This window comes from Solimonas sp. SE-A11, from assembly GCF_030345715.1.
Classification (GTDB): domain Bacteria; phylum Pseudomonadota; class Gammaproteobacteria; order Nevskiales; family Nevskiaceae; genus Solimonas_A.
On sequence record NZ_JAUASX010000035.1, the window covers coordinates 1 to 19924 of the forward strand.

Sequence of the window (19924 nt, forward strand, 5' to 3'; positions counted from 1 at the left end):
TTCCACGCTAATCACTCCTGGTCATCCCTGGCGAGAAAATCGCCAGAGTACCGATTAACGTGGGTCAAATTTCAGTGCGCACTTGCCTCTTGGGTGGGTCAATTCTTACTGCGCGCCAACAATTGGGACGGCTGGGATTAGACCGCCTCAGTAAAAAAACCACACTTGAATCGATAAAGCAGGGAGAGCCTAGTGGAATTCGCCTAGAGATTCTCTGGGAGCGCTATCAGGCGGCGAATTTACGGCTTGAAACTATTGAGCATGATCTTTTTAGTATCCCGAGTTTAGCGACGGACCCGATTAGTGGAAAGGAGACCCCTTACCCTAAGGGTACTCGGTTAATTCTCACTGGCCTAAAAGATCCATGGACCAAAGAGGATGTAGCGAAGCTACATCGCGAATTGTCGCTATTAGTCTCTCCATTCCAAGGTGAGAATGATTACTCCATAACTCTGGAAACCGGCGGGTTGCTTCCTGCGCTAGATGGTCCCGTAAAAAGCGAAAAGCCCTTGTTAGAAGTGGCTGCTTGGAAATTCTCCGCGAAATTGCTCGACACACACGAGATAGAATTCCATATGACATCTCCACATCATTCAGTGGAGTATCACCTGGGCCCATCACCGTGGAGCGCAGTAATAAAAAATCAGGGAGATGTTCCATCCTGCGGTCCGCTCGATTTTGATTTTTATTTCTTTTTGCGTCGTGAGACCGAGCTAAAAGAGAAGACATTTCGGACCCCGCAAATAGCAAATTTTCTAAATTTCAATCAGGGCATACGCATATACAGAGACGGTTTTCGGGTTAAGCCATATGGTGAGCCCGACGGGAGCGGCGACTGGCTAAATCTCGCTTTTAGAAGAATGCAAAACCCTGAGGGTGTCACTCAGGGAAACTGGCGGCTGGGATACAACCAAGTCGTGGGTGCTGTTTTTATCACCCATGATAAAAATCCTGATCTTGATGATCAGACTAACCGGGAGGGATTGCTCCAAGGGAGTGCCTTTAATCATCTGAAGACATTTGCGCTGAGAGCCGTTCAATTTTTTGAAACGCATCACCAGCAATACGAGACAGAGCAGAAATCTCAACGCCTCCCGCCGGTTGAAAGTGCCGAAGCTACAGCGCGCTCATCAATTGAGAGCGTAGAAGTCGCGATCAGCGAAATTAAAAATTTAACGTCACGTTTCTCTTCAATGAACGCCGAGCATATCTCGGCAGCTGACGCGACAGTTGTTACCAACGTGGTGGCCGAGGTTCAGAAAAGACTTGCAAACGCGAGCGTGAATCTCGAGCTTTCCACAAGGCTCTATAAAGACGCTGAAGACCAGAAGAACACTTTGGCCAACTTAGCTTCTCTAGGGATTCTTGCGGCATCATTCGGCCATGAAACGCTGGATTGGACCGGGACCGTCGTCAAAAACACAAAGTGGCTCAGGAGCAATTTAACTAAGAAAGTCATGATGATTGCGCCCGCCGACGAGGAGGAGCTATCTCAAACACTTCAAGATACGGAAGCCGAAGCTCAAAAGGTTAGAGACTTCGCTCAGTTTACGCTTGGAAATTTGAATCGCACAAAGCGGCAGTTGAAGGCTTTCGACTTAAAGGAATTGATAAGGCGAGTATTTAAAGCATTCGACGGCGTGCTTAAGGTCCAACGAGGAATCAATATAGATATAGCGGAAATTCCACAGATGCCCATCATGATTGTCGGCTATGAAATGGACTGGGAAAGCATTGTCGTGAATTTAATAACAAACGCGTCGTGGGCGCTGGAGTCAAAGCTCGCGATCGATAGAAAAATCAAGGCATCCATTCACTCCGATGGTGATAACTGGGTGTTTTCCTTTCACGATAGTGGGGTTGGCCTTGAAGCCGGAACGGAAAAATCTGTGTTTCTCCCTACCTTCAGTACAAAACGAAGCAAGGCGGGCGAAGTTATCGGCACCGGCATGGGTTTGTTTATCGTGAGGTCCTTTGTCGAGGAGCATTCAGGCGGCTCCATTGCCGCGATCTCCAATGGGATTCTCGGTGGTGCGAGCTTCGAAATGGTTATCCCCAAGGCAAGTAAGCATTGAGCTTTTGGAGCAGGCATGAGGCGCCAGAACATTTACTTCATTGATGAAGATGCGGCCGCAAGGCGTTCAAACGGACGCTCATTAAAAGAGCTCCTGGGTTCTGACGAGATTGAGATACGACCAATTGAACCCAGACCGGCACTCTCTGACTACAACGATTTAATAAGCGAGCCTGACACCGCCGCCTTCATTCTCGATCAGCGGATGAAGGGTGGGGGGCGGGTCAACTACAATGGAACGGATCTAGCTCGACAAGTAAGATCAATTAATTCCAAGATGCCTATTTATATACTTACAGGGCACGCTGACGAAAAAGACGATTTTCTGGGGTCAGAGCATCTGGTTGAGAATATTATCGGGAAGGACGCGATTGATAACACTGAATCGGAGGGCGCTCAGGTTATTAAAGCGAGAATTCTTCGGCATCTAAACGTGTTTGGGGATATGCGAACGGATCGGGAGAATAGATTTCACGAGTTGTTAATAAAAAGCTTGCGAGAAGGATTAAGCGAAGATGAGCAACAGGAAATGGACCGACTGGAAGGGGAGTCGACCGCTCCAGTTATCGCGAAGGAGCGCGAATTGGAAAGAGTGATTGGCGCACAAGTTGATTCGCTGCAGAAATTTCTGCAGAGTCAGAATAATTTGCTGAAGTGAACAGCCAATGCCCTTCTTTCCCAAGCTCACGCGAACGAATCCATACGAAAAGAAGAACGATGGTGAATACTTCACATATTCCCGATATCGAAAAGTCATCGCAATAGATTGCCAGTCCCGCTGCGTCTATTGCGGCTGCCATGAAGATTGGGTCGGCGGCTTAGCGGCTATGGAAACCGACCACTTTCGCCCGTGGCAGAAAAAATTCGGAAAAGCCCAGGAGCAACTCTTTCTTGCTTTAAAAAATGAACCAACGAACTTGGTTCATGCTTGTGCGGTTTGCAACGGATTTAAATTGGCCCATTGGCCAACGGAGGACCCTGCTAAGGCATACGATCATGAAAAGGGCTGGATTGAGCCCTTTGAAGAAGATCGGTCTCAGTTTCTCTCTGTTTCAAACGATGGGGAAATGGAAGCGCTGAAGCCGCCAGCGAAGTATCAAATAGCCCAGCTTAGGCTGAATCGACCGTTTGCCAAACGTTTGAGGCAGCGGCATCTACTGCAGATTCAGACGAAAGCGTGGATCGAAGAAAAGCGCCCTATTATCGTCGCAGCGCTTCAAGCTGCTGATGACAACTCTCGAGCCGCGCTGGAGATGGGTTTACTATCGATGGATCTTTTAGCAGCTCAACTTGATTCAATCGGTTAACCGCGAGCTAATCTCTCACCTTGACGCTGGCCCAGAAATTTCCTCTCTTCTGCTAGATCAGCCAAATAAAAAAACGGAACTCCGTTATGAGTTCCGCCCCCTCCCGGCGTAGCATATTCCTTATCGAGCCAGGCCCCACGTTGCCACCCAACGACCGAGGCCCACCGCATACCGGGAACGATCTCACCCACCCGGCCCATGCCTCTCATGGCTCCAAAACTTCCCCGCAGTAGAACGATTGCCGGGCTAACCCAGTAGGGCTCTGCTAGCGCATCCGCGAACGAGTCCCGGGTCCACCTGCTGTCGGTGCTCATTAACAACACGGTATTGCTGCCCGCCGGGCCCCTCCACCAGGGGAGCCCGCGTAGCGCAACGGGCGTGCCTGGACGAGGCGCCCGCGGTGACAACGGCTGGCCGCAAGGCCAGGTCTGGCACGTGGCGCGCGCCATCTCTCCGGAGGTGGCCCGGCGGAGCAGGTTTTTTGATGGGGCAGGGGCCTTGCGCGTCCTGCCTCCCGGATTCTCGCGGGCGGCGTCAGCCGGGCCCGCGGGTCCATCCATTCCAGGGCAGGCGCTCCAGCGCCGCCCATTCCCCGGCGGCGTGGCGCAGGAAGGCCCGCTGCCAGGCCAGGTATCCCATCAGCGCCACCACGGACCGCGTGGACGCATTCATCAGGCCAAACTGCAGCGCCTCGATCTCGGCGCGCACGCTCGGCGCGTGTATCCATCCGGCCGGGCAGTCGTCCACCAGGGCGTGGAAGTACTCCCGCGCCTGATTGAAGTAGCGCAGCTGGAAGGAGTTGAACACGAAGGTGTCGTTGGCCCGCGCCCGCAGGCTCTCCGGCACCACGCCCTTCTGCGCCTCGCGCAGCAGTTCCTTGTAGCGGCCATTGAAGTCATGCACCAGCAGCGCGCTCACGTGGTCGTACACGTAGTCGATCAGCCGCAGGTCGCAGAACGGCGAGGCATCCTTGAGGCCGCGGCGCGCAAAGTGCGGCGCGGTCACGGCGCGTGTGGCGGCAAAATAGCCCCAGTTGTCGCAGATGATGCCGTCGCCCACCAGCTCGCGCTCGCGCTGCCGCCGCTGGTCCTCCCACTCCGCGCGTTGGTCGTTGGCGCGCAGCCAGGTCACCGGCGCGTGCAGCAGGCGGTCCTGGTTCACGTCGCAGACGTCCAGCGGGCCCCATTTCCACTTCGCCGTATGCCGCGCCATGCGGTAGTACAGCTCCCGCGGTATCTGCGAGACCAGGCTCTGCACGGCCAGGCTCACCGGGCTGCGGCTCATCAGCCGCGCCGCCGGCCGCAGCGCGTTGAAGAACGCGCCCCACTGCCGCCGCTGCAGCAGGTAAGGCAGCATGGCCGGAGACCGCAGGAAGAGCTGGTCCGCGCCAAAGCCGGTGAACACCAGCCCCCCCGGCCGCGTCATGCGCGCCACCGCCTCGGAGAACAGCTCGCCAAACCAGAAGAAGTCGCTGGGCTCGTCGCTGTAGGCCGGCTCCAGCTGCGGCACCGCCGGCAGCTCGTCCGGCGGGATCACCCGCAGGTCGATCCCGTAGCGCTCCGCCACCTCCCGCGCGTAGCCCTCGCTGATGTGGTGCGAGGGCACGTTGGGCTGCGAGAACATCACCCCCTTGGCCCCCGTGGTCACCTCGCCCACCAGGCAGGCCACGAAGGACGAATCCAGCCCGCCGGAGATCTCGATGCACACATCCGCGCCCGGCGCCGCATGCAAGTGGTCCTGCACCGACTCGCGCAGTAGCCGCAGGATCTCCGGCGCCACGTCCTCGCGGCGCTGCTGCGGGTCCAGCTGGTACTGGTAGTTGCGCATCACCAGCGCGCGCTTGCTCACGCTGCGCCCCAGCGTCACCAACTGCCCCGGCAGCACGCGCCGCACGCCTGCCAGCGGCGTGCACTCCGCGTGGAACTGCGAGCCGGGCACGATCAGCGTGTGCCGGCCAAAGTATTCCTCGTCCCATTGCGCGCCGGGCTGGCCGGCGTGGAAGGGGAACAGCCGGTTGCAGAACAGCGCCGGCTCCCCGCGGTAGTAGAGCTGGTGCTGGCCGGTGAGGCTCTTGAAGCCATGCACCGCCTCCGGCGTGACGTAGCAGGCCACGAAGTCGCCCGTCACCTCGGTGAAGGCGCCCAGGCCCCGCTCACGCAGGCGCGCCAGCAGCGCCTGCTCCGGCGCCGCCACATGCTGCCCGTTGATGCGGAAGATGGCCCCCTCCACCAGCAGCACGCCCTGCGCGTCGGCCGCCTGCCGGGTGTCGGGCCCGGCGCGCCAGCGCGGCTCAGTGCCGCCCTGCACCAGGAAAACCTCCCGCGTGCCGCCGCCAGCCTGACATTCCGTGCCCTGCTGCGACTGTTGAGGAAACTCCATCTGCATGTTCGTCATATCCATGAACGCCGCGTTACTCGTCCTGTCTTTCCTCGGCACCAAGTTCCTCGGCCTGGACCGCACCGTCCGCCTGGTCTCCGGCCTCGGCCGGCGCTGCCGCCCCCTGTTCCGTAGCCGCGCGGCTGCGGATATCGCCGCCGGCGTCCAGCGCGGCCTGCGCTTCCTGCCGTTCCCCATCGAGTGCCTGGATCAGGCCATCGTCACCTGGTATATGCTCAACCTGCGTGGCCACGCAGCCATGCTGCGCGTGGGCATGAAGCTCTCCCCGGTCAGCGGCCATGCCTGGGTGGTCAACGGCGCCCAGGTCTTCGTGACCACGCCGGGGCTGGAGGACTTCACGGTGGTGGCGGAGTATCCGGGGTGGGTTTGAGTTGGCTTTGTCCTTAATCCCCTCGCCCGCTTGCGGGAGAGGGGTAGGGGGAGAGGGTTTCTGTAGCACTCTCGGTGTTTAGCCCAGCCCAGATTCACAGCGCCCTCTCCCGGCCCTCCGGGCCACCCTCTCCCGCAAGCGGGCGAGGGAATGCACCGTTGATGGAGTTTCCGTTCGCCCTGAGCCAGTCGAAGGGGGGGAGGAAACCGACTAACCTCGGCTGGCGGAAGTCCGCCCGTACTTCGACAAGCTCAGCACGAACGGACTCCTGCGGAGGCCTGCTACTTCCTCACCTCCACCAACTTCAACCCCGCCAACTCCCCCACCAGCTCCGCCAGGTCCTGGTGGATCTCCGCCTCCGGCGCGTTGTACTCGGCGCCGATCTGCTGCGCCGCCTGCAGCGAGTCCGCAGCAAACAGCTTGGCCAGCATCTCTGCACCGATATCGTTGAGGCCGAATGACTCGCCCGTGCGCGTGGAAAACAGCACGGACTTGCCCTCGATACGGGTCAGGGTCACGCCCTTGGCCAGGCTGGCCTTGAAGGCGGGCGTCTGCGGGGATGCGTTCATCGTCGTTCCTGGATGCTTGATTCGTTGTTGCAGCTCGCCGCTTCAGGCGGCCGCCTGCTCGGGTTCCTGGCGGAAGAGGGAATGCCCCGGCTCCAGCGCGTCCGCCTGGTGGCGCCAGAGGCTGGCGTAGAGGCCGCCGCGCTCCAGCAGTTCCTGGTGCGTGCCCTGTTCGGCTAGCCGGCCGGCGTCCAGCACCAGGATGCGGTCCATGCGCATCAGGGTGGAGAGGCGGTGTGCAATGGTGATCATCGTGCGGCCGCGGCCCAGGGCGTGCAGCTCGGCCTGTATGGCCTGCTCCGCCTCGCTGTCCAGCGCGGCGGTGGGCTCGTCCATGATCATGATCGGCGCGTCCTTCAATATCGCGCGCGCCATGGCGATCCGCTGCCGCTGCCCGCCGGACAGCTTCACGCCGCGCTCGCCCACGATCGCGGCGTAGCCCTCGCGCCCGTCCTCGTCGCGCAGCTCGCGGATGAAGGCGTCCGCCTGCGCCTGCCGCGCCGCGCAGGCCACGTCGGCCGGTGCCGCGCCTGGCTGGCCGTAGCGGATGTTGTCCAGGATGGAGCGGTTCATCAGCGCCACGTCCTGCGTCACCACGCCGATCGCCGCGCGCAGGCTTTCCTGCGTCACCTCGCGGATGTCCTGCCCGTCCACCAGGATGCGCCCCGCGCGCGTGTCGAACAGGCGCAGCAGCAGGTACACCAGCGTGGACTTGCCCGCGCCGCTGCGCCCCACGATACCCACCTGCTCGCCGGGCCGGATCGTCAGGTTGAAGCCGCTGAACACCGCCGGCCGGCCCTCGTAGCCAAAGCCCACGTCCTGGAAGCGGATTTCGCCGCGCGTTACCGCCAGCGGCTTGGCCTGTGGATGGTCGGTGAGCGTGCTCGGCGCGGCGATGGACTGCATGCCGTCCTTCACGCCCGCCACGTTCTCGAAGATGCCGGCGATCTCCCAGGCCACCCAGCCGGCGGTGCTCGCCATCTGCCAGCACAGCGGCAGGGCCATGGCCAGCGCACCGGCGCCCACCAGGCCCTGCAGCCAGAGCTGGATGCCGATGCCCGCCGTGCCCGCCAGCAGCGCGGTGTTGAGCAGCGCCAAGCCGAAGATGAAGCCCGTGATCATGCGCATGTGCCGGCGTTGCGCCAGGTCATGCGCCTCCAGCGCCTCGCGCGCGTAGGCGTCCTCGCTGTCCTGACGGGCGAAGAGCTTCACCATCAGGATGTTGCTGTAGCTGTCCACGATGCGGCCCATCAGCGCGGAGTAGGCCTCCGCGTTCGCGCCGGCCAGCACGCGCAGCCGCGGCACGTAGCGGCGCAGCAGCAGCCCGTAGCCCAGGAACCAGGCCAGCACCGGTAGCGCCAGCCGCCAGTCGGCCTGGCACAGCAGCAGCAGCGAGGTGCCGCCGTAGATCGCGATGTACCACACCGCGCGGATGCCGGCCTCCACGCTCTCGCGCAGCGCGCCCGGCATGTGCATCACCCGGCTGGCGATGCGCCCCGCCTGGTCGTTCTGGAAGAAGGCCCAGGGCTTGCGGATCAGATGCCAGTGGCTCACCCAGCGGATGCGCGAGGTCACGCGCGGCACCAGCAGGCTATTGCGCAGCAGCAGGTCCAGCAGCAGCAGCGCCGGCCGCAGCAGCAGGAACACCGCCGCCATCAGGCCCAGCATCGGCAGCGCGGCGGTGAATGCGGTCTGGCGGTCGGTGGCGCCCACCAGCGTGACGATCTTGCCGATGAACACCGGCACCATGGCGTCGGCAATCGCCACGCCGCTGCCGATCAGCATCAGCGCCAGGAACAGGCGTGAGTGCTCGGCCAGGAAGTATTTGTACAGTGCCCGTAGCGTCGCCGGCGGAGGTTCCCGCGGAGGCGGGGCCGTCACATCCACCAGCTTCTCGAATCGCTCGAACATGTTTGGGAATCAGAGAGGCAGGGCAGCAGCCCGCCGCGACAACGGAAGAACTGCCCCGGTCGCCCGGGGCAGTCCCTGACGCTTCTTACTTGAAGAAGCCGGCGTACTGCTTGCCGTCGGAGCTGGGGCCGGTCGAGTTGGACTTGATCAGGGCCAGCGTGCCGAGCTTCACCAGAACAGGCTTGATGTAGGACTTCATGTTTCTACTCCACTAGATGGTTGGAACAACAGGATGGATATCGGTGCGGCGAAAGCTGCCCCGATACCCGAGACCGGATCGGCTTTTGACGGCCCACCCGTCCTCATACGGAATGACGCGGAACCAATGCCCGCATCAGGAAAACGTTCTGCTCGCCTCCCGGATCTCCGAAAAGTCCGTTCGTGCTGAGCCTGTCGAAGTACGGGCGGACTTCCTCGCCGCCGGTTGATCCGATGCCCTTCATCCTCACGCCGCCTCCAGGCAAGGCTGTAAATACACCCGCGCCTTCTTGCGGCTCTGCGACAGGTACTCCCGCGTCGCGCCCACGCTGCGGCCGATCACGGTGGCCAGCTCGCCCATGCTCATGTCCTCGCGGCAGCTCCAGGCGATGCAGCGCGCCCGCTCCGGGAAGTCGCGGCGGAAGGCCGCGAACTGCTGGCCGACCAGCGCGGTGTGCTGCCACTGCTCCAGCGCCTCGTCCGGCCCTGCCTTGTCGCAGACCACCGTCTCCCACAGCGCCAGCCCGCTTTCGTCGATCTGGTCCAGCGATGCGAGCCGGCTGTTCTTGCGGCGCCGCGCGTCGATCATCACGTTGCGGGCAATCGCCCACATCCAGCCGGCAAAAGCCGCATCCGTTTCCAGCGAACCCACGCCACGCATCACGCGCAGGAAGGTGTCGTGCACCCAGTCATCCGCCGCCACCCGGTCCGCGCCCTGTGCGCGGTAGTACGCCGCCAGCCGCGGGGCATAAGCGCGATACAGACGGGCCATCGCCTCGCGCCGGCGCTCGCCGCTGGCCTTCAGGTCCGCGATCCATGCCGCGGTCACGATCTGCGGATGGCGGTGGGCTTCTGCTTGGTTCGGGTTCATTGGATGGGCACGCGATCCCTGGCCCGTGTTCCGGTGACCGGTCGCACGACGCCTGGCTATTACTGTGGGTTGCCGGCCCTATCGGCCGCTTCCCTTGCCGATGAGTATTCGGGCCGCCCGTGGCCCGTGGTACCCCTCCGTGGTGGGGGAAGGCACGGACGGATGTGATCCGCCGCACAGCGCGGTGGGCCGCCCAGGCGGCATGCCCCCTGGAGAGGGCTTGACGCCCGAGCCCTGCGAAGCGGTGCGAATGCCCGGGGCTCGCCCATGAAAAAACCCCGCCGGATCGCTCCGGCGGGGTTTTCGGTTCCTCAGGTCACTCTCAGCCCTGCTTGAACTTCTGGCGCCAGGCGTGCAGCAGCGGCTCGGTGTAGCCGCTCGGCTGTTCCTTGCCCTTGAACACCAAGTCCAGCGCGGCCTGGAAGGCGCAGCCGTTGGGGTTGGAGGCCATCGGCAGATACAGGCGGTCGGCGGCGTTCTGCTTGTCCACCACCGCGGCCATGCGCGTGAAGGTCTCGCGCACCTGCGCCTCGGTCACCACGCCGTGGTGCAGCCAGTTGGCCACGTGCTGGCTGGAGATGCGCAGCGTGGCGCGGTCTTCCATCAGGCCCACGTTGTGGATGTCCGGCACCTTGGAGCAGCCCACGCCCTGGTCCACCCAGCGCACCACGTAGCCCAGGATGCCCTGGATGTTGTTGTCCAGTTCCTGCTGCTTCTCGGCCTCGGACCAGTTGGCCTGCTCCACCACGGGGATGGTCAGCAGCTTGTCCATCAGCGAGCCGGCGCTCTCGCCGGACGCCTCGATCTCGGCCTGCACGGCGGGCACGCTGACCTGGTGGTAGTGCAGCGCGTGCAGCGTCGCCGCGGTCGGCGAGGGCACCCAGGCGGTGTTGGCGCCGGCCTTCGGGTGGGCGATCTTCTGCTCCATCATCGCGGCCATCAGGTCCGGCATGGCCCACATGCCCTTGCCGATCTGCGCGCGGCCCTTGAGGCCGCACTGCAGGCCGATCAGCACGTTGCGGCGCTCATAGGCGGCGATCCAGGCGCTGCCCTTGATGTCGCCCTTGCGCATCATAGGGCCGGCCAGCATGGCGGTGTGCATCTCGTCGCCGGTGCGGTCGAGGAAGCCGGTGTTGATGAAGGCCACGCGGCTGCTGGCGGCGGCGATGCAGGCGGTGAGGTTCACCGAGGTGCGGCGCTCCTCGTCCATGATGCCCAGCTTCACGGTGCTGTCCGGCAGGCCCAGCAACTGCTCCACGCGGCCGAACAGTTCGGCGGCGAAGGCGACTTCGGCCGGGCCGTGCATCTTCGGCTTCACGATGTACACGCTGCCGCTGCGCGAGTTGACGATGCCGTTCTGGCCGTGGCGCTGCAGGTCGTGCAGGGCGATGGTGGTGGTGACCACGGCGTCCATGATGCCCTCGGGGATCTCCTTGCCCTTGGCGCCCCACAGGATCGCCGGGTTGGTCATCAGGTGGCCCACGTTGCGCACGAACATCAGCGAGCGGCCGTGCAGCTTCACGCTGCCGCCGTTGGCGCCGGTGTAGACGCGGTCGCCGTTCAGCGTGCGGGTGAAGGTCTTGCCGCCCTTGGCCACTTCCTCGGACAGCGTGCCCAACTGGATGCCCAGCCAGTTGCTGTAGCCCAGCACCTTGTCCTCGGCGTCCACCGCGGCCACGGAGTCTTCCAGGTCGAGGATCGTCGACAGCGCGGATTCCAGGATCACGTCGGCCACGCCGGCGGCGTCGGTCTTGCCGATCGGCGTCGCGCGGTCGATCTGGATGTCGATGTGCAGGCCGTTGTTGATCAGCAGCACGCTCGACGGCGCGGCGGCGTCACCCTGGAAGCCGACGAACTGCGCCGGGTTCTTCAGGCCCGCGGTCTTGCCGCCGGCCAACGCCACCACCAGCTTGCCGCCGTCCACGCGATAGGCCGTGGCGTCCTTGTGCGAGCCGCCGTCCAGCGGCGCGGACTGGTCCAGGAAGTTGCGGGCGAAGGCGATCACCTTGTTGCCGCGGATCTCGTTGTAGCCCGGGCCCTTCACGGCGCCGTCGGTCTCCGGGATCGCGTCGGTGCCGTAGAGCGCGTCATACAGCGAGCCCCAGCGTGCATTGGCGGCATTCAGCGCGTAGCGCGCGTTCAGGATCGGCACCACCAGCTGCGGGCCGGCCTGCGTCGCCAGTTCGGCGTCCACGTTGGCGGTGGTGGTCTGCACGCTGGCCGGCACCGGCACCAGGTAGCCGATCTTCTCCAGGTGGGCGCGGTAGGCGGCCATGTCCTTGATGGGGCCCGGGTTGGCGGTATGCCAGCGGTCCATCTCGGCCTGGATGCGGTCGCGTTCGCCCAGCAGCGCGGCGTTCTTCGGCGCCAGGTCGTTGACGATGCGGTCGAAGCCGGCCCAGAACTTCGCGCTGTCGATTCCGGTGCCAGGGAGCACCTTGTCCTCGACGAAACGGTACAGCTCGGTGGCCACTTGCAGGCTATGGACGGTGGTGCGTGCGGTCATGGGAGATCCCGGCAGAGGTTGAGAGGCAACGGCGAGGCCGTTCTTGACGGACCACAGTGTATTCGATACCAAATTGCCGATTAACAGCCTATTCGCTGAATGATTGGTGACTTTTTTGCAATAATCGGCCGGCCATGGACCGTTTCCGCCAAATCCAGACCTTCGTCGCCGTCGCCAACAAGGGCAGCCTCACGGCTGCCGCTGCCGCGGAGGGCATCGCCCCCGCCGTGATCGGCCGCCGCATCGACGCCCTGGAGGAGCGGCTGGGTGTGCGCCTGCTGGTACGCACCACCCGGCGCATCAGCCTCACCAACGAGGGCAGCGCCTTCCTGGAAGACGCCCAGCGCGTGCTGGCGGACCTCGCCAACGCCGAGGCCGGCGTCAGTGCCGGTGGCGCCCAGGCCAGCGGCCACCTGCGGATCACCGCGCCGGCCGGCTTTGGCCGCCGCCACGTGGCGCCGCTGGTGCCGCGCTTCGTGGACCTGCACCCGGAGGTGTCGCTGTCGCTGAATCTGTCGGACCGCCTGGTGGACCTGGTCAACGAGGGCTTCGACTGCGCCGTGCGCGTGGGCGACCTGCCGGACTCCTCGCTGATCAGCGTGCGCCTCGCGGAGAACCGCCGCCTCTGTGTCGCCAGCCCGGCCTACCTGGCCCGTCGCGGCGTGCCGCAGCGGCCCGAGGAGATCATGCGCCACGATTGCCTGACGCTGAGCTCCGAAGCCAGCCAGACCCGCGGCTGGATCTTCCGCATCGACGGCCGCAGCACGCCCCTGCGTCCGTCCTCGCGGCTGGACTGCTCCGACGGCCAGGTGCTGCATGCCTGGTGCCTGGAAGGCCTGGGCCTGGCCTGGCGCTCCTGGTGGGAGGTGGAAGCCGACCTGCGCGCCGGACGCCTCGTCAGCGTGCTCGACGACTACGCCGCGCCACCCAACGGCATCTATGCCGTCTTCGCCCAGCGCAAGCACCTGCCGCTGCGCCTGCGCCTGTGGATCGACTTCCTCAAGGCCACCTACGGCGACCCCGGGTACTGGGAGCCGTCCTAGCGCGAGGCCGCGGCGCAGCGATTCGAGAGGGTTGTCCACGCTTGCGGGCCTTCCGAAGCGATGAATATGCTGATTCGTCATTGACGCTCTATTGACACTCCCTGTACTTCGCCGCCCGCTGTTCAAGAGGCGAGGGGACGCCCTGGCGCGTTACGAGAGCAAACTGGGTGGACAAACTCCCCCGATGCCGTCTTACACTGGGACGAATCCTCAAGGTGTAAGTGAAATGAATTGGCGGACGGACTCGCTGCGCTACGGCAGCCTATCGGTGGCCATGCACTGGTTGATGCTGCTCTTGATTGTAGCGACGTACGCCTGCATTGAGTTTCGTGAACTCTACGAAAAGGGCAGCGAGCCGCGCGAAGCCCTGAAGAGCTGGCATTTCATGCTGGGACTGACGGTATTTGCCCTGGTCTGGCTGCGCCTCCTGTTGCGGCTTGGCGAGACTACGCCAGCAATCCAGCCCCCACCTCCGCGATGGCAGCTGGCCCTGGGTCGCGCGATGCATGTCGCACTGTATCTCCTGATGATCGGCATGCCGCTGGGCGGTTGGGTAGTGCTCAGTGCCTCCGGGAAGCCAGTGCCGTTCTTCGGACTGGAATTGCCCGCACTGGTGGGCGAGAACAAGGAGCTGGCCAAGTCAGTGAAGGAGATTCACGAGACCGTTGGCGAGTTGGGCTATTGGCTGATTGGCCTGCATGCGGCAGCGGCGCTCCTGCACCACTATCTGCTTGGCGATAACACGCTTCAGCGGATGTTGCCCCGCGGCTTGCAGGGAGTCTTTCGGCCGAAGCGGCCATGATTCGCTGAGCGTAAAGCCGCGAGCGGATGGGCGAAGCTCGCCCTCTCTCCAGCGGAAATGCCATGTGCTCCAGTCGGATCCTGTCCCTTCAAGGGACTGCCGGCGGTCATGACCGTCTCGCGTATTCCAGGAGAGATCGCCAGGCTGCGGGCAGTGAGGGAGAAAGATCGATCGGGCGCGCAGCTATGCCCTGTTGACGTCAGTGGCCAGCCTCAAGGCATGGCTCAGATCGTCCAATGTGTATGGCTTGTGCAAGACAGCACGCGCGACCTTGCTGGCCCCTGTCAGCTCAACGGATCCAATCGGGGAGGCCGTAGCGATCACGATAGGCACCCGAGGGCCATGGAGCGCAATGGTCTTGGCGAGATCCAGGCCGCTCATTCCAGGCATGTTCAGGTCGGTCAAGATGCAGTCGGCGGTGCCGCTGCCAAGGTCCGCAAGGCACTCGTCAGCGTTAGAGAAAGCGACGGCCCTCAGCCCCAGCGCGCGCACCATCTGACAAGTGAGCAGCAAAATGTCGGGATTGTCATCAATCACGAATACGGTCTTTGTTTGAGATCGCATATCGGTTCCTACGCCCCCGCATGGCATTCAGATGCGTAGACGCAAGGGGCCGTTGGCAGATTGCCCTTTGCCAAGTGCCACAGCGGTGGAAGGAGTTGGCGAAGTCACGGCGAACGACCCGTGCCGGATGCGCCGGCCTCGCCACAGTGCTGCTCGATTTGACGGTGGGCCAGATCCTGCATGTCCCGGGCAGCGGCGCGATGGGTCTCCCGGGATTCAAGAGGCGTGAGTATTTCGATCTCCACCGAACTCCATGACGGCCATGGCGCTCCGTCCGCAAGCAGATTCCGCGTCCCACGCATCGCTACAGGGACGATCGGTACGCCGGCCTTGGCCGCGACCAGGAAGGCGCCGGTATGGAAGGGCTGGAGCCCAGGCGCCCGTCGGAAGGTGCCCTCGGGGAATATGGCAAAGGAATCCCCCCTTCTGGCGCCCCGGATGAGACCCAGTACGGCGCATGCGGCCTGGCGGGGGCTCTCACGATTGACGAAGCGCACTCCCATGCGCCGTATGACCAGTCCCACGTAAGGCCAGGATCTGGCGCGGTGTTGCACTAGGAAGCTGAAGCGAGAGGGAAGCGCCGCGGTCAACACGATGCCATCCACGTAGCTGGCATGGTTGCAGACCACCACGCAAGGACCGCTGGGCAGGTTCTGGCGTCCCTGCACCTGGAAGCGGACACCGATGCTCAGCAGCCAGGCTCTAACAGCCCAGCGACCAATCGTGCGCCGGAGCGGCAGAATCGGGGCGGCAATCAGGACAGGGCACAGGAGCAGCAGGACGATGACAAGGAAGGCAAGGCTGGCATACAGGCCGAAGACGGCCCTCAGCAACAATCCTGGCATGGGCAACTCCAACGCGCGATAGCACGATTACGATGAAACCGTGCTTCCGGATCCCCGGTGGAACCTTCCCGCAGGGTGCATCCGAAGAGGCAAATCCGGAGTAGGGGATTCAGTCAATCTGCCAAGCGGGATCGTGGAGCGTGAATCATCTATGCCTCATGCTGGTGTTGGGCCTGCTCGTCGCGTCGCTGGCGCTTTTTTCCTGGGGGCAGGGCCTTTGGATCGAGCACCGGTATCCACCTGTCGGCAAGTTCATCGAGGTCGACGGCCTTCGTCTTCACTATGTGGAACAAGGCCGCGGCGCGGGTCCGGCGCTGCTGTTCGTGCATGGGGCAAGCTCCAATCTTCGCGAGTTCACGGCCAACCTGATGCCTGCCCTGTCGGGTACGCATCGTGTCATCGCATTTGATCGCCCAGGCTACGGATATAGCGAGCGAGGCCGCGGGCCCTGGATGAACCCTTCCGAGATTGCCTCGTTGCTGCTGACGGCATGTCGACGGCTGGGAATTGAGAGGCCTGTGATCGTCGGCCACTCCTGGGCCGGATCGGTTGTGCTGGCGGCAATGGTCGAGATGCCGGAAAAAATCTCCGGCGGGATACTTGTAGCGGGCGTGGCCGGACATTGGGTCGGCTCGCCTGGATGGACCTACGACGTTGCATCGCTACCGGTCATTGGCGCTCTTTTTTCCTGGACAGTGGTGACACCGGTGGGCCAGTTCCTCCTGGAGCAGGAAATAGCGCCGGTACTGGCGCCCCAGCCGGTCCCAATGAATCATGTGGAAAAGGTGGGAGCCCTCTTGGCGCTCCGGCCTCAGACCTTTCGGCACAATGTGCAGGACATGAGTGCTCTCAACGAGTACTTGCAGGAACTCAGTTCGCGCTATGACCGCATCGAGCGGCCTCTGCAGATAATCCACGGCGAAGAAGACGCACTGGTTCCGTTCTGGAATCACGGACGGCGTCTGACTCCCGTAGTGCATCGGGCCGAGGTGACGTTGATCCCTCAAGCCGGTCATGCGCTCCACCACACGCATGTGTCGGAGGTATCGACGGCAATCGGACGGTTCGTGCGTTCGATCCCGGAAGATCAATCCGCGCCGTCGACACCCTAGGCAATCGAAAGTCCAGGAAACCCGGGCCATACCACGTCGGCCGACAACCGCAGATCGAACAGCCCTTTTCCGCATCTGCGGCACTGGTGAAGGTCTGGCTGTGTTCAGACCCACGGATCACGATGCGTGCCCGAAAAGCCCGCCTGCCGCGCTTGGTGATGATCCCTTCGGAGTGCCGCATATGGAACTCCCGCGAGGGAGTGCGGCATCCGGCGTCGTGAGAACTTGAATGAGCCTGGTTTTAGCCGGCCAATTCTCGGCCAATCCCAAGCCCTGAACTTTGGGTTTGAGACGAAATATTCAGGCAGTGAACCTTGCAGATGGTGGCCGGGGACGGAATCGAACCGCCGACACGGGGATTTTCAACGTGTCCCCTACATCACTGGATGTCACTCAAGCTGATGATTTTACGGCTTTTTTAGCGCAACTATCGCACCCGATGTCACTGTGGATAACTGCCATTCTTGTCCTATTCTTGTCCTGGAGAAACAGGCCGCGAACCGACAGCAAAAGCGTACCGCGGTCTGGCGCCCGATCCAAGTCTATTCGGCCCCTCGCAATGAAATTTCCTGTGGACCCCTAACCGGAGAAATGGACCTCCAAATGTTCGTGGCGCATGCCTTCGGCATACCGCCATTCGACTCATCAATGAGGATGCTTGCGCTGCGGACTGGGCTTGCCGGGACGAAGGGTCGAACGATTTGTCCCTTGTACTCATGTATAGAGAACCGCATTTCCCTATACATGATTCCACCCGTATACATAGTTCAGGGAACTGAGGTCAGGGAGCATGCCCTAGGGCTCGAAGGTCGCAGTCCCGACCTGTCGGTGAGGCAGGTTAGGAAGTGAAGTCCCGCCGACACGATTCGGCCTTTTTTACAATCCAAACCCTTGGGATACCGCAAGCGCAGTACGCCCCTTGAGAGCCCCATGGAAAGTGAAACGATGAGCTTGAACGAGGTCGCCGCGTTGCTGCGGCTCCATCCTCGATCCTTTTCAAACTTGATGGCCAAGGGCGGTCGGTGCCCCCCCTTTATTCGCCTGTCACTGCGCAAAAAGATTTGGTTGCGGCGCAGCGTTATGGCATGGCTTGCCGAGCAGCAGCAGTTCACATCGCAGCCCGCGCGGCGCGGGTAGTTAGTACAGCACCTCAGGAAGGTCAGCGGGCTCCCCAGTAATGTAGCCACCGAGCCGCTTGCGCATTACTCGCATGGCCGTCGGTGATCGATCACAGAGGATGGCAGAGCACCCTGCCTTTATCGATGCGACGCCGGTCGTCCCCGAACCCGCAGTCATGTCGAGAATTAAATCGCCGGGCCGAGATGCCATCCGTATGAGGCGATCGAGTACTGCCACGGGCTTTTGCGCGGGATATCCCTGCTGCTCGCGGCGCCGAATAAATCCCGTCAGGAGCGGCTCCTCAAAAATGACGTTCCTCGGAGTCATCTTGTACTGCAGTTTGTTCTGCGACAGCAGTTCCTGATGTCTCTCACTGAGGAATTGCTCGGCATATAGTCGCGCTGTGGGACGTCGCAGGTGTATGCACGCTTGTTGGGCAGGGCGCCATGAGAGGGCGCGGTTGGCTGAATTCGGCGCCGCCCAGGTAATCCAACACTCGAACTGGAGCTTTGGAGACCACAGGTCCATCAGACGAGCGAGAGCCTCAGGATGTCCCCAAACGAAAACATGGTCCGAGCACTCGCTCGCGCTGTTGAGCAAAGGCAATGTTTCCGTCAGGTACGTGCTGCGTCCATGGCCAGTGCGATCTCGATACCACGGGTCCAAGATGGTCGCAGCGGCTTTAATGCCGGAGCTTGTCACCACCCGAAATGCATCAACTGCTGGCATGCGAGGTAGCAGCAGAATTCTCTCGGGTGGAGGCGGCAAGATTGAAGCGACTGCCGGCGGCACTCCGTTGGCGCGCTTCTCGGCTTCGGCTCTAACTCGCGTCGCCAGAATCTCACTGATTTCTGGGAAAAGGTCGACGGGCACCCTAACCAAGCGTGTACTTGCTCCGTAACGACCACTTCCGGGTGGCCGCCCCGCGCCACTACGCTTGCCTCCCTTTGGCACGCAAACTCCCCCCATCTTTTGATTAAGGTACGTAAATTGTTGTTCCTAGGATATTAGCTTTTTCCAGGCCAAAGGAAGGCTCCTCCCTCCCAAGCGGAGAGAGGGACCATTTTTGCCTCGGAATGTTGGAGGCGGCCCTCTATCTCAGCTTGCGAAGAATCTCTGCTCTTCGTTCGAGCTCTTCGATCTGCCTGTCTAGATCAGCTTTTCGATCCAGATGCGCTTTCTCAGCAGCCGCCAGCGCTGCAGCACGAGTTGCGACTTCCGCAGCCAGCGCGGCAAGCGTACCTTGGAGCCGTTTAACTTCTTGCTTCAAAAGAGGCACATCCGGGAGATCATTGAGTTGCTCGCGGCGTGTTCGAAGAAGCGCACGGCTAGGAGTCAGGAGAAGGTAGACGAGGGAGATCACGGTGATCACCACTACTACTGCCGCTACTAACCAGCCTATGATCAATCCAAAGCGCCAGCGAGCATACTCTCGGAGGTCTGGAGCAACACCCCCGTCCAGTGCACGCCGTCCAGCCTGTACGGCGTCTCTGGGACATGCGAATTCCAAGACTGGAAGTTGATTGCAGACCTGCGCAATTGCTGCAACCTTTGAAAGCTGAGTCAGTTGACCCAACTTTTGCTCCTGGGCAGCAATACGATTGGTCTTCATGCTCAACTCCATTTTGAGCACCGCGTTTTCTTCACGCAGGGTCGCCAGCTCCGATTCATCCTTGGGTACCTGGCAGCCTACGATCAAGGTAGCTAGGAGGAGCACGAGGAAGTGCTTCACAGGTCCACCTTCAAGAGCACCGTGATGGCATCCGCTACATACTCTTCGATGACACTGTCACCCGACGGCTTGCGGGTGTATTTGCGCTCCTCATTCTTCACCCAATGCCGGACAGGCTGACCGGCCGAAAAGGCCTTCCCATAGCGCTTTTGGATGTGGGAACTGCGGGTGACGATCATGTACCCCTTATAGGTGCCCGCACGCACATCGTTGACGATACGGGCGATGGTGGTGTCGAACTCCCAACCCCATTTCGCTGTGAGTTCAATCTCGATGGCCTCCCGATGACCACCGTTGTAGTACCAAATCACATCCGGGAGCTTGCCACCGATCGGCGCCTCGCCGATCTCTGCGGGAGTTTCAAATCCCACCACCGCTCCTGCACCTGTTGGCGCGCAGTAAGAATTGACCCACCCAAGAGGCAAGTGCGCACTGAAATTTGACCCACGTTAATCGGTACTCTGGCGATTTTCTCGCCAGGGATGACCAGGAGTGATTAGCGTGGAA

The 19924-nt window shown here is 61.9% G+C and carries 18 protein-coding genes; 8 read left to right on the forward strand and 10 right to left on the reverse strand.

Annotated features, from left to right (window positions below; translation table 11 throughout):
- Window positions 1-59 precede the first annotated feature (59 nt).
- Genes QT386_RS23600 through QT386_RS22810 form a run of 3 tightly spaced genes read left to right on the forward strand, consistent with a single transcriptional unit; the run spans window position 60 to window position 3381 of the window.
- Window positions 60-2075 (forward strand): HAMP domain-containing sensor histidine kinase, encoded by a 2016-nt coding sequence (locus tag QT386_RS23600; RefSeq protein WP_289276056.1) that lies wholly within the window; start codon window positions 60-62, stop codon window positions 2073-2075.
- A 15-nt stretch (window positions 2076-2090) separates the two neighbouring features.
- The gene (locus QT386_RS22805; protein ID WP_289276057.1) at window positions 2091-2732 is read left to right on the forward strand and encodes a hypothetical protein; all 642 of its coding nucleotides are present in this window, start codon (window positions 2091-2093) and stop codon (window positions 2730-2732) included.
- A 7-nt stretch (window positions 2733-2739) separates the two neighbouring features.
- Window positions 2740-3381, forward strand: coding sequence for an HNH endonuclease (locus QT386_RS22810; protein WP_289276058.1), 642 nt, complete (start codon window positions 2740-2742; stop codon window positions 3379-3381).
- 534 nt (window positions 3382-3915) lie between these two features.
- Here QT386_RS22810 and QT386_RS22815 read toward each other — a convergent pair.
- Window positions 3916-5781 carry an asparagine synthase C-terminal domain-containing protein gene (locus QT386_RS22815; RefSeq protein ID WP_289276059.1) on the reverse strand — a complete coding sequence of 622 codons (1866 nt, stop codon included), beginning with the start codon at window positions 5779-5781 and terminating at the stop codon, window positions 3916-3918.
- Between QT386_RS22815 and QT386_RS22820 the strand changes: the two genes are divergently transcribed.
- The gene (locus QT386_RS22820) at window positions 5765-6148 is read left to right on the forward strand and encodes a lasso peptide biosynthesis B2 protein (RefSeq protein WP_289276060.1); all 384 of its coding nucleotides are present in this window, start codon (window positions 5765-5767) and stop codon (window positions 6146-6148) included. The two genes, QT386_RS22815 and QT386_RS22820, sit on opposite strands and share 17 nt — an antisense overlap.
- A gap of 281 nt (window positions 6149-6429) precedes the next feature.
- On the opposite strand, the gene QT386_RS22825 is transcribed toward QT386_RS22820, so the two are convergent.
- The 4 genes from QT386_RS22825 to QT386_RS22840 form a co-directional block, all read right to left on the reverse strand.
- A complete protein-coding gene (locus tag QT386_RS22825; protein ID WP_289276061.1) occupies window positions 6430-6717 on the reverse strand; it encodes a PqqD family peptide modification chaperone in 288 nt (95 codons plus the stop codon).
- Window positions 6718-6759: 42 nt separating this feature from the next.
- Entirely contained in the window at window positions 6760-8625 is a 1866-nt protein-coding gene (locus QT386_RS22830; RefSeq protein WP_289276062.1) for an ABC transporter ATP-binding protein, read from the reverse strand.
- Window positions 8626-9070: 445 nt separating this feature from the next.
- Window positions 9071-9694 (reverse strand): RNA polymerase sigma factor, encoded by a 624-nt coding sequence (locus QT386_RS22835; protein WP_289276063.1) that lies wholly within the window; start codon window positions 9692-9694, stop codon window positions 9071-9073.
- A gap of 322 nt (window positions 9695-10016) precedes the next feature.
- A complete protein-coding gene (locus tag QT386_RS22840; RefSeq protein WP_289276064.1) occupies window positions 10017-12200 on the reverse strand; it encodes a malate synthase G in 2184 nt (727 codons plus the stop codon).
- 134 nt (window positions 12201-12334) lie between these two features.
- Here QT386_RS22840 and QT386_RS22845 point away from each other — a divergent pair, with 134 nt between their 5' ends.
- On the forward strand, window positions 12335-13243 hold the full coding sequence (locus tag QT386_RS22845; RefSeq protein ID WP_289276065.1) for a LysR family transcriptional regulator: 909 nt from the start codon (window positions 12335-12337) through the stop codon (window positions 13241-13243).
- 226 nt (window positions 13244-13469) lie between these two features.
- A complete protein-coding gene (locus QT386_RS22850; RefSeq protein ID WP_289276066.1) occupies window positions 13470-14045 on the forward strand; it encodes a cytochrome b in 576 nt (191 codons plus the stop codon).
- Window positions 14046-14228: 183 nt separating this feature from the next.
- Here the strand turns inward: QT386_RS22850 and QT386_RS22855 are convergent, their stop codons facing one another.
- Both QT386_RS22855 and QT386_RS22860 read right to left on the reverse strand, forming a co-directional pair.
- A complete protein-coding gene (locus QT386_RS22855; RefSeq protein WP_289276067.1) occupies window positions 14229-14609 on the reverse strand; it encodes a response regulator in 381 nt (126 codons plus the stop codon).
- A 104-nt stretch (window positions 14610-14713) separates the two neighbouring features.
- Window positions 14714-15454 carry a 1-acyl-sn-glycerol-3-phosphate acyltransferase gene (locus QT386_RS22860; RefSeq protein ID WP_289276068.1) on the reverse strand — a complete coding sequence of 247 codons (741 nt, stop codon included), beginning with the start codon at window positions 15452-15454 and terminating at the stop codon, window positions 14714-14716.
- 158 nt (window positions 15455-15612) lie between these two features.
- Here QT386_RS22860 and QT386_RS22865 point away from each other — a divergent pair, with 158 nt between their 5' ends.
- Window positions 15613-16566: an alpha/beta fold hydrolase gene (locus QT386_RS22865; RefSeq protein ID WP_289276069.1), complete on the forward strand. Its 954-nt coding sequence runs from the start codon at window positions 15613-15615 to the stop codon at window positions 16564-16566.
- A 930-nt stretch (window positions 16567-17496) separates the two neighbouring features.
- Entirely contained in the window at window positions 17497-17703 is a 207-nt protein-coding gene (locus tag QT386_RS22870; protein ID WP_289276070.1) for an AlpA family transcriptional regulator, read from the forward strand.
- Here the strand turns inward: QT386_RS22870 and QT386_RS23605 are convergent, their stop codons facing one another.
- From QT386_RS23605 to QT386_RS22880, 3 genes are all read right to left on the reverse strand, one after another.
- Window positions 17704-18654 (reverse strand): DNA methyltransferase, encoded by a 951-nt coding sequence (locus QT386_RS23605; RefSeq protein WP_367401485.1) that lies wholly within the window; start codon window positions 18652-18654, stop codon window positions 17704-17706.
- 124 nt (window positions 18655-18778) lie between these two features.
- A complete protein-coding gene (locus tag QT386_RS22875) occupies window positions 18779-19417 on the reverse strand; it encodes a hypothetical protein (RefSeq protein WP_289276071.1) in 639 nt (212 codons plus the stop codon).
- Window positions 19414-19788 carry a hypothetical protein gene (locus QT386_RS22880; protein ID WP_289276072.1) on the reverse strand — a complete coding sequence of 125 codons (375 nt, stop codon included), beginning with the start codon at window positions 19786-19788 and terminating at the stop codon, window positions 19414-19416. The genes QT386_RS22875 and QT386_RS22880 overlap by 4 nt, the downstream gene beginning before the upstream one ends.
- Window positions 19789-19924: the final 136 nt, after the last annotated feature.